The organism is Fischerella sp. (assembly GCF_013388695.1).
In the GTDB taxonomy this organism is placed as follows: domain Bacteria; phylum Cyanobacteriota; class Cyanobacteriia; order Cyanobacteriales; family Nostocaceae; genus PCC9605.
Genome location: NZ_JACAEU010000032.1, coordinates 1 through 10,517, shown reverse-complemented (window position 1 = coordinate 10,517; position 10,517 = coordinate 1). Strand labels below are relative to the sequence as shown.

Here is a 10,517-nt window from a genome sequence, read left to right as displayed (position 1 = left end):
TTTTCGGGTACAAGCCCCTAATTTTAATTATGTAAAAAAAGAAACTGCGAAGCATCATTATTCAAGCCCCCAATTTTAATTGTGGGGATTTCAATTTTGAATTTTGAATTTTGAATTTTGAATTGGAGCGAAGCGAGTGGCTGTCTGCTGCGATCGCAGTTGGTTGTGTTGATTTACCTAATTTCAAGCGAACCTGGCCACGTAGTGTATGGTTTAATTTTTCCCAAACCCCTTTGCGCTGCCATTTCCTGTAGTAGCTGTAAACTGTTGAACTGGGAGGAAAGTCTACTGGAAGCATATTCCATTGACATCCAGTTTTTAAGTGATAATAGATTGCATTGCATACTGAGCGCATATCAGTTGTGCGCGGATGCCCTCCTTCTTTGGGTGGTGGAATTAAGGGTGCCAGGATTTCCCACTCCATATCATTCAAGTCTGTGGGATAAGACTTTCGTGCCATGAGTAACTATGTAAATATACTGTACATGAGGTATTTTAATCCTTGTGGTAATTCCCACCTGGTCGCCTTTAGATTTACTTTATAAATAGCCTCTAATATGTCTTTAAGTTCCATAATGGTTGGGATATGATGGGGTGACAAGGTGGTTATATTGGTGATTGAATCAAGGTCATAGCACGTAGACAGCTTTGAAGAAGACTTTACCGCTTCGCTTGAACTCTGCTATAGATGATGACATGGAAACGCAGGGACACGGCCACGCAGAGAATGAATCATGTGTAGCGAGATTTTTGAGAATTTGTATTACAGAAATTAAATTAGCCATCACAATTGACTCAAACGCTTATTCAGCTAGGAGTGAGTGTGAAATTAATGTTGCTTAGTCAAATTGAACACTGCTGCCACCTTAGTGTGTTCAATATTAGTTAATTTGATGACTGACCTAGTTGCGTATACTTACTTGAACAAAAATCCCTAGCTTGATATTTCTCCGAAAGATTTGCCTGCACTGTATTTTGCCGTTTTTTAGTTCGGTACAACAAATCTTAAAGAAGGCTTCAGAAACAAGCCAGACTCAAGTCAGGGTAAGAAAAATTTAAAGATGGATTTGGAATCGCTAATTTTACTGACATTTAAAAGAAATCTTACTAAATTTTGCCAGTAAACCTTTATAATTTGTTTAGACGACACATACGAACTGTCAAAGTTAATGTTTAAATATTAACAATTAAATGTTGATTGCTTTTTTAAGATATATCTTAAAAAAGTAATTTTAATATTTTATTCAGTAGCGTTAATGACTGTATATTTCAATTTTTGTTTGTATATATTGAAAGCACAAATATTAAATATAAACAAAATCTCAAAATAGAATCTTTCATTATTTTGCCAAACTGGCAACAGAAATATATATAATTTGTTATTCATTGATTTACCAAGGTTTTTTATTTATGTCTACCGAGAATGCCACAAAGTACTCAAATTAGAGTAGAACCAGGAAGACAATACAATTGCCCTTTAACTTACCACATTTTTGATATTTTGAGATATGTTTGAACAAATTATGGAGGTGCAAAACAAGCTAGATAACTGAATGGAAAAGTAGCATTGCAGTAATTTCTTAACAATTACCGTCACAATATGATTGGTCAGTTACTTGCAGGACACTATAAAGTCCTTGAAGTATTGGGTGAGGGGGGTTTTGGTCAAACTTATATTGTTGAGGACATACATCTCCCTAAAAAACCTAAATGTGTCCTCAAACATCTCAAAACTAACAGTGCAGATCCAGAATCTTTAGAAACTGCCAGAAGGCTATTTCAAAAGGAAGCAGAAACTCTGCAACAGTTGGGTAATCACGACCAAATACCAAGACTGTTAGCTTACTTTGAAGAAAATCAACAGTTTTACTTAGTACAAGAATTTATTGAGGGGCATCCCCTTAGTAGAGAACTAATTTTGGGGCAAAGATGGACTGAAAGCCAGACGATTGAGATGCTCATGGAAGTATTGAGCATTTTGGAATTTGTCCACAGCCAAGGAGTAATCCATCGTGATATCAAACCTGACAATCTAATTAGACGTGCTTGTGACAATCAATTAGTTTTGATTGATTTTGGGGCCATCAAACAGCTACGAAGCCAAACAGCTATTGGCCCAGGACGGCAAAATATCACAATTATTGTTGGTACTCGCGGTTACATGCCCTCTGAACAGATTAGACGTTTACCACGTCCTAGTAGTGATATTTATGCTTTAGGGATGATGGGTATTCAGGCACTAACAGGGGTGTATCCGCACACACTACAAGATGAGCCGGATACAGGCGAAATACTTTGGCAAGATCTCACTTCTGTAAGTCCAGAGTTAGCTGATGTCCTCACCAAGATGACGCGCTACCATTTCAAAGACCGTTACCAAACAGCAACTGAAGCATTGCAAGCGCTTCGAGAATTGGCGAATTCTCATGTTAGTAAGACTGTCAAAACTGAGGTCAAACCAGAAATTACTACTACGAACTTACATCAACTAACTCTAGAATGGGTAGAAGATGGGCAAGTAAAATATCGTACAATTCTGGAGAATCAAGAGAGCAAAAACCCAGGGAAAATTCGCATCGGTCGTGACCCTCAAGAGTGCGATATTGTTTTACTAGATCCGACAATATCTGGGCTGCACGCAGAAATCTTTTTTCATTCTCAAAAGCAGAGGTTTTATTTGCGGAATCTTCGCCAGCAAAATCCTCCTATAGTCGATGGACAATTACTTTTGGCTGGTGAAATACCTCTTGCTGTTGGCAGCAGTCTGCGCTTAGGTAAACAGGATTTTAAGGTTAAAGAGATTACGTGCAAGCAGTATCCTAATGGCTACACTCCAATAGAGTACGCTAGACGTTTTGCAATTACACTAGCATCGCCACAACCTGTGCTTAAGACGATACGGATATCGCAAATTCAAAAGTCAGAAGAAGTTGCTAAGCCTGTACTACCACAGAATCCTACCAGTGTTTCGCCTTCACCCAAGCAAATTAAACCACCAACACCAAGAGTAGGTACGGCAGTTTTAATAAGCGCGATCGCCGGTGTAATTGTTTTGAATACTGGTAAGTTAGGTAAAGGTAATTCACAACAAAATCTTGTATTACAACAACCGCAACTGTGTCGTCTTGTTTCTCCCTCTGGCGGGAAATTATTGGCAAATTTACGCCCTGAACCACAAACAGAAGTTGGCGCAATGAAACAGTTGAATCTCGGCGAGAAGGTTTTATTTATTCAAGCGCGAGGAGATTTTGTACAAGTCAAACTTTCTGATGGTACACAAGGTTGGGTGTTTGGAGATGAGATCCAGCCTTGTGAAAAAACAGCACGTACTTATCGTGGCTCCTCAAGTTTACTGTCTTATTAATTGCGATCGCCTCTTTAATCGTTTATAAAATCCCCAAAAACGCACTGTTTGATTAATAAATGCGTCTTTGGGTAAGATTAACCTAAAACCGTGACCCAGACTGCTTCAAAAACTCCTTCTCCTCTGAAGTTGAGGTTCTTCCTAAAATCGCATTCCGATGGGGAAAACGCCCAAAGCGTTCAATCACTTCCATGTGACGAATGGCATAGTCAATGCAGCTGGCACTATCAGGGTCATCACTGAGTTGCTGAAATAACTTTACTGCCCGACGCTGATCTTCCAGGTTTTCACTGTGTTCAAAGGGCAAATAAATAAACCAGCGTTGTACGGCCAGCAATTTCCGATCGTAGCCTTTTGCAATAGCGTGATGAGCTGTTGAGAGTGCTTCCCAGTCAGTTGCGAAGGCTTCTGGAGTACCGCGAAACATATTTCGGGGGAACTGATCCAGCAGTAAAATAAGTGCCAAACAGGTATCGGGAAATTCTATCCAGTCCTCTAAGTAACCCTCTGCTGCCTTTTGGTAATCTTTTAAAAACCTGGTTCGCACTTGTTCATCAAACTCTGGTTTCTTGGTAAACCAAAAATCCCTTGGTTTGCCGTAATCGGCTTGATCGGGTTTGCCAAACCAAAAGTCTAATATTTCTTGTGCCTGTGACATTGTTTTTACTGACTAGTACAAATAACTTGTCGCATTTTACGCATATTTGCAGGCAATTCAAAATTCATGGCTTGTTGAATAAAAAGTGACGGTATGGGAATGCTAGGGGTAGCTTGTACGGTATAACTTAGCAAAGTGCCATTATCACAGTCTTGTAGGTATAAATCCGCACTAAAATCGTTAAAAGTACCTTTTTCCAAGCGAAACTGGATTTTCTGTCCCAATTCTTCTACTACATTTAGATAAATTTCTACATGGGCACTAAAAAATAAGAAAGCTTTTTGTGCCACTTGATACAAACGCTTGATTTCGCCTCGTCTGTACAATACTTCGCTTTTGCTAACATCGGGAAAATATTGCACCCACCGAGGGTAATCTGTGAGTTGCGAAAAGACTTGCGATCGCACCATTGGCAAATACATCCAAGCAGTGACAGCACCACCCCAAGCTGTATGCGATCGCGTTTCTGTTAAAACTTCACCCTGTATTATTCTCTGTTGCTTGTCTTGAGTCCAAGCCATTTGCGAACCTGCGGTAAATAAGTCTGAAATATAAGATGCAGACATAATGTTTTCAGTTACTCCTCAACACATCCACTTTCATCGGCCTAAGTTATTAACTATCTAAACCGATTGAGTCATATGTCAACAATTTTAGTTCCAGTCCAATATACAAGATTTCCGGAATAGTCCTTTACTGATTATTATGCCCAAAATTTAACTAAAATTAAGTAATTTTCATTACGAAGTAATATGTAATAATACTTAATTATATGCAAAATCTGTCACAAGTTTTATGAAAAACTTTATTTTTCATAGGTAGAATGACACAGAGATTGGGTACTGGTGATTGGGGATCGGGGAGAGTGGGAGGGGAGAACCAGAGGTGGGGAGATGAAAAGTCACGCATTCACGCATTCAAAAGTCAAAAATTTTGAATGCGTGAATTCCGCGAAGCGGTTCGCCCCATCCTCCCATCCCTCATTGTCTCCCTTGTCCCCTTTCCCTAGTCACCAGTCCCCAGTCTCTCATCCCTAAAATCAAGAGGTAAATTACGTGAGTCCATCTTCATCAAAATTAAATCGCAGATTAACCCAGGTTTTCGGCATCTTTCTCGGTATTACGATCGCTGTTTGGGTATTGAGAGGCTTTGGTATACTCACTTTTATTCCCGGAGGAGTGATTTTGCTGTTATTCTTAGCAGCGATCGCAATTGGTATTCTCAGTCACCTGCAAAGAACTTGGTGGCGTTTCTAAGCCATGTAAATGTGAAAACGATATTGCTAGTTTCATCGACATAATGGATAGTAATTCACAGCAGGTAAGCAAAGGCAACATCTTAATAGTTGATGACTCTCTGGAACATCTAAAAGCTATAGCTGCTACACTGTCTCACTATGGATATACAGTCTGGAGTTTGACTCAAGGCTCAATGGTTTTGGCAGCTGCAAAATTGGCTTTACCAGATCTAATTTTGCTTGATATCAAAATGCCAGAAGTAGATGGCTATGAAGTTTGTCAACAACTGAAAGCTGATGAAGTTACTTTCCATATCCCAATCATTTTTCTGAGTGCTTCTCATGATGTTTTTGATAAAGTGAAAGCTTTCAAAATCGGTGGTGTAGACTACATCACCAAACCATTTCAAGCAGAAGAAGTTATAGCGCGTGTAGAAAATCAGCTTACCATCCAAAAACTACAAAAGCAGCTCAAAGAGCAAAACAAGCAACTGCTTTGGGAGATGCAAGAACGTCAGCGTAGCGAAAGTAAATATCGCCGCTTGGTTGAGACATCCCAAGACATGATTTGGTCGGTGGATTTGCAAGGGCTGATTACCTTTGTCAACGCCGCCGTCAAACAGATTTACGGTCACGAACCCGAAGAAATGCTCGGGCGTCCCTTGACTGATTTTATATCGCCTGCAAATGTTGCTAAAGACCTGGAAGCCTTCCGAGGTATTCTTGATGGCGAATCTGTCTTTCAGTATGAAACTACCTGCATTCATAAAGATGGTAGCCAGCTTTACCTAATGTTTAATGCGATCGCCGTCCAGGATGAAGAAGGGACAATTGTTGGAGTTACAGGTACAGCTACAAATATTACAGCGCGAAAACGGGCAGAACAAGCAATAAAAGAAAGCGCCGACAAGCTCAGCAAGCATAACCTCGTATTGACGGAACTGGCAAAAAATCAGGTGCTTTATCAAGGCGATTTGAAAGCCGCTTTAAGTAAAATCACGGAAGCAGGAGCCAAGAACATTGAGGTAGCCCGAGCCAGCGTCTGGCTATACGACGAAACACGCACACATATTCACTGCTTCGACCTATTTGACAAGACTCATAATCAGCACAGTGATGGATTTTCTCTGTTAGTGGCAGATTACCCAGCTTATTTTCAAGCTTTGCAGCAAGACCAACCAATTGCAGCCACAGATGCTTACACCGATCCAAGAACGAGAGAATTTTCCCAGTCTTATTTAACTCCATTGGAAATTGCTGCGATGCTCGATACACCTGTGAAGCTTGCAGGTGTAACGGTAGGTGTTTTATGCTTGGAACACGTAGGTGCTCCTCGTAATTGGACACCAGAAGACCAAAATTTTGCTCGTTCCCTCAGCAATTTAGTTTCTTTGGTGCTAGAAGCACAGGAACGACGACGAACAGAAGCAGCACTGCGACAATCCGAAGCCAAATTAGCCTCAGCTTTTCGCTCATCTCCCGATCCGATCGCCCTCACTACTTTTCCAGAAGTACGCTACATCGAAGTTAACGACAGCTTCTGTAAATTTTTTGGTTATTCTCGTTCTCAGGTAATTGACCGCACCTACAAAGAATTGGATATTTGGGTGAACCCAGAAGAATGCGCTACATTGGTTCAGATTTTGCACCAAACAAAAGCAATTCGCAACCATGAGGTTGATTTTCGTAGTGCGAGTCGGGAAATCAGAACTACACTATTCAGTGCAGAATTGATCGAGATTGACGGACAACAGTATTTACTCGGAACTGCTCGTGACATAACAGAACGCAAGCAGGCAGAAAATGAAAGCCGCCTGCTACTGCTGACAACCCAAGCCATCAGTCACGCTGTAGACGTAGACAATGCCCTAGCTCTTGTTTTGCGCTTAATTTGCACCACTATCAGCTGGGATTTCGGTGAAGCGTGGATACCCAGTGAAAATGGCAGTGCTTTGGAGTATAGCCTTGGTTGGTACGGACAAGATTGTTCTTTAGAAGAACTTTGCCGATTTAGCCAATTGGTCAGATTGGAAAAAGGTGTGGGACTGCTAGGGCGAGTTTGGCGCAATAAACAACCAGAATGGATAGAAGATGTTTCTGAAGTTGCAGAATCTGAATTTACGCAAACCGCTGCACTCACGCAACAAGCAGCACAAGTCGGATTAAAAGCTGGTTTTGCTGTTCCCATTTTGGCTGGCAGTGAAGTAGTGGCAGTGTTGGCATTCTTTAAACGCAGCCCCAGTGCAGTAGATCGGCGCTTGCTATATTTGGTGAGTACTGTTGCGGCTCAATTAGGTGCCCTCATTCAACGCAAACAAGTAGAAGCTGCCCATCGCCAAAGCGAAGAACGTTTGCAACTGGCATTAGAGGGTAGTGATTTAGGATTGTGGGATTGGAAGATCAAAACTGGCAAAGTTTACCGCGATTGGCGCTGGAAGAGAATGCTGGGATATGAAGAACACGAAATAGGAGATGATTCTCAAGCTTTTCGGCAGTTGGTACATCCGGAAGATGCAGAAGTAATCAAGTTAGCATTAGAGGCCTATCTTCGCGGTGAAAGTCCTGCCTATGAAGTAGAATTTCGCATGCGTTCTAAATCTGGTGAATGGAAATGGATACAGTCTCGCGCTCAGGTATTTGAGCGCAATGAATCCAAAGAGCCGCTGCGGATGACAGGTACGCACAAAGACATCACCGAACGCAAACTTGCTGAAGATGCCTCGCGGGAGAGTGCAGAAAGGGAAAAAGCCATAGCCCAGGTCATTCAAAGAATGCGCCAAACATTGGATATAGAAACAATTTTTACCGCTACCACCGAAGAATTACGGCAAGTACTAAACTGCGATCGCGTAATTGTGTATCGTTTCAATCCTGACTGGAGTGGCGAGTTTGTAGCTGAGTCGGTGGGGAGTGGCTGGATTTCGCTGATCGAGCAACACGATCGCGACCCCAATTCTTCAGAAAGCGCTATTCAAAACGAACGCTGCATTGTACAAACATTGAATGGTACAGATAATCAAATACTCGATACTTATCTGCAAGAAACCCAAGGTGGTGTTTACACCCAAGGTGCAAGTTTCCTGTGCGTACCAGATATTTACACAGCTGGGTTTGATCCTTGTTACATCAACCTCTTAGAGCACTTTCAAGTCAGAGCTTATATTACTGTTCCCATCTTTTGTGGCAATCAACTTTGGGGACTACTGGCAAGTTATCAAAATTCTACTCCCCGTCAATGGAAAAAAGGAGAAATTAACATTGCCATGCAAATAGGCAATCAGTTGGGAGTCGCTTTACAGCAAGCTGAATTACTGGCACAGACTCAAAGACAATCACAGGCACTGCAACAAGCAGTCATCGCCGCTGATGCCGCCAACCATGCCAAAAGCGAATTTCTTGCCAACATGAGTCATGAATTGCGTACCCCACTTAATGCCATTCTTGGCTTCACTCAAGTCATGAGTCGTGACAGTACTCTCTCCATTGAACATCAGCAAAACCTGAGAATTATCAATCGTGCTGGCGAACACCTGCTCAACTTAATCAACGACATTCTAGAAATGTCCAAAATCGAAGCTGGTAGAACCACATTGAATTTATCCAGCTTTGATTTAATTCACCTGTTGGATAACCTCCAAGAAATGCTGAACATCCGTGCTGTTGCCAAAGGCTTAGAACTGATGTTTGAATATGCACCAGATCTTCCCAGATATGTAAAAACCGACGCTAGCAAACTGCGGCAAGTTTTACTCAACCTTTTGGGAAATGCAATTAAATTTACTGAGACTGGTAGCGTGACGCTACGCGTGTCATCTGTCATTAGTCATTTGTCATTTGTGAATGACCAAAAACTCAGGACAAATAACCAAGGACAAATGACTATTAACTTCGAGGTAACTGACACTGGCTCTGGTATTTCTCCAGAAGAATTTACACAGTTATTTCAAGCTTTTGGGCAAACTGAAACAGGCAGAAAATCCCAGCAGGGAACCGGACTAGGTTTGGCCATTAGCCGCAAGTACGTGCGACTGATGGGAGGTGAAATCAGCGTTAGCAGTACTATCGGTGTAGGCAGTACATTTACCTTTTATATTCCAATCAGTCTAGCTTCTCCAAGTGAAATACAGACCACCACTACCCCACACCGCCAAGTAATTGGTTTAGCACCTGATGAAGGCGAATACCGCATTTTAGTAGTTGATGACGCCAATGACAGCCGCTGGCCACTGGTAAAATTACTTACTTCTATTGGCTTTTCTGTTAGAGAAGCAGCAAATGGTGCTGAAGCTATCTCTGTTTGGGAGTCTTGGCAGCCACACCTCATCTTCATGGATATGCGAATGCCCTTAATGGATGGTTATGAAGCCACCAGGGAGATTAAAGCAAGGGCAATGGGCAATGGGAAAGAAACAATTCCCAATTCCCAAACCATCATCATCGCCCTCACCGCTAACGCCTTTGAAGAACAACGACAGGCAATGATGGCAGCAGGTTGTGATGATTTTATTAACAAACCTTTCCGTGAAGAACTATTACTAGAAATAGTCAGCCAATATCTGGGAGTAAGATATCTTTACAAAGAAGAAAATAATCAGATGTTAAAAGAAAAGCAAACAAACACAACACAAATATTAAATTCAACTGATTTACTTGCTTTATTGTCTGAAATGCCGTCTGAATGGTTGACACAAGTGTACCATGCAGCTGCTCAATGCAGTGATGACATGATTTTAGAATTACTTGAGCAAATTCCTCCCAAACAATCTCTGTTAGTAGAATTTCTCGCCGATTTAGCGAAGAACTTTCAATTTGAAAAAATTATGGAATTGACCAACACTGCTAATACCAATTCCCTTTAATTGAACTATTCGCAAACAAGGGCGGAATGTGGGTTTGAACTGACTGGGACTACTTTTATAGCAGGGAATTCTTAACAAGCTTGAAAGTCCTTTGGTGTCAAGGTTTTACGATCGGATGATGTCCTAACCTACCTGGCTATAGCTCAATACAGTTCAGTTAAGATTTAGATCCCCCCTAGCCCCCCTTGAAAAGGGGGGAACAACAGTATTGAAGTCCCCCTTTTTAAGGGGGATAATGGGGGATCTCCAAAGATTAAATTGTGCTAACTGAACCGTATTGGTGTGTAGAGACGTTGCAATGCAACGTCTTTACAAATTTTATCGTTAGTCAAATTATCTTATACCGATTCAAAAAATGTTTAAGGGCAGATAACCCCACCCGTGGTGACGGCCCCCTCC

The 10,517-nt window shown here is 41.5% G+C and carries 5 protein-coding genes and 1 pseudogene; 3 read left to right on the top strand and 3 right to left on the bottom strand.

All coding sequences use genetic code 11. The features are described from left to right. Positions 1–121: 121 nt before the first annotated feature. A pseudogene (locus HXY43_RS05710) lies at positions 122–460 on the bottom strand (IS5 family transposase); the annotation flags it as partial. A gap of 1,140 nt (positions 461–1,600) precedes the next feature. Here HXY43_RS05710 and HXY43_RS05705 point away from each other — a divergent pair. Beyond that, positions 1,601–3,364 (top strand): protein kinase, encoded by a 1,764-nt coding sequence (locus HXY43_RS05705; protein ID WP_290881025.1) that lies wholly within the window; start codon positions 1,601–1,603, stop codon positions 3,362–3,364. 82 nt (positions 3,365–3,446) lie between these two features. Here the strand turns inward: HXY43_RS05705 and HXY43_RS05700 are convergent, their stop codons facing one another. Beyond that, entirely contained in the window at positions 3,447–4,022 is a 576-nt protein-coding gene (locus tag HXY43_RS05700) for a DUF924 family protein (RefSeq protein ID WP_290881023.1), read from the bottom strand. Between the two features lie 5 nt (positions 4,023–4,027). Then, positions 4,028–4,588: an SRPBCC family protein gene (locus HXY43_RS05695; protein ID WP_290881020.1), complete on the bottom strand. Its 561-nt coding sequence runs from the start codon at positions 4,586–4,588 to the stop codon at positions 4,028–4,030. A 489-nt stretch (positions 4,589–5,077) separates the two neighbouring features. Here HXY43_RS05695 and HXY43_RS05690 point away from each other — a divergent pair, with 489 nt between their 5' ends. Then, on the top strand, positions 5,078–5,278 hold the full coding sequence (locus HXY43_RS05690; protein ID WP_026733889.1) for a hypothetical protein: 201 nt from the start codon (positions 5,078–5,080) through the stop codon (positions 5,276–5,278). A gap of 43 nt (positions 5,279–5,321) precedes the next feature. Next, a complete protein-coding gene (locus tag HXY43_RS05685) occupies positions 5,322–10,118 on the top strand; it encodes a PAS domain S-box protein (RefSeq protein WP_290881017.1) in 4,797 nt (1,598 codons plus the stop codon). The last annotated feature ends 399 nt before the right edge of the window (positions 10,119–10,517 follow it).

Coding starts and splice junctions, on each gene's coding strand:
- HXY43_RS05705 (WP_290881025.1), top strand. CDS start 1,601: ATGATTGGTCAGTTACTTGCAGGACACTATAAAGTCCTTGAAGTATTG.
- HXY43_RS05700 (WP_290881023.1), bottom strand. CDS start 4,022: ATGTCACAGGCACAAGAAATATTAGACTTTTGGTTTGGCAAACCCGAT.
- HXY43_RS05695 (WP_290881020.1), bottom strand. CDS start 4,588: ATGTCTGCATCTTATATTTCAGACTTATTTACCGCAGGTTCGCAAATG.
- HXY43_RS05685 (WP_290881017.1), top strand. CDS start 5,322: ATGGATAGTAATTCACAGCAGGTAAGCAAAGGCAACATCTTAATAGTT.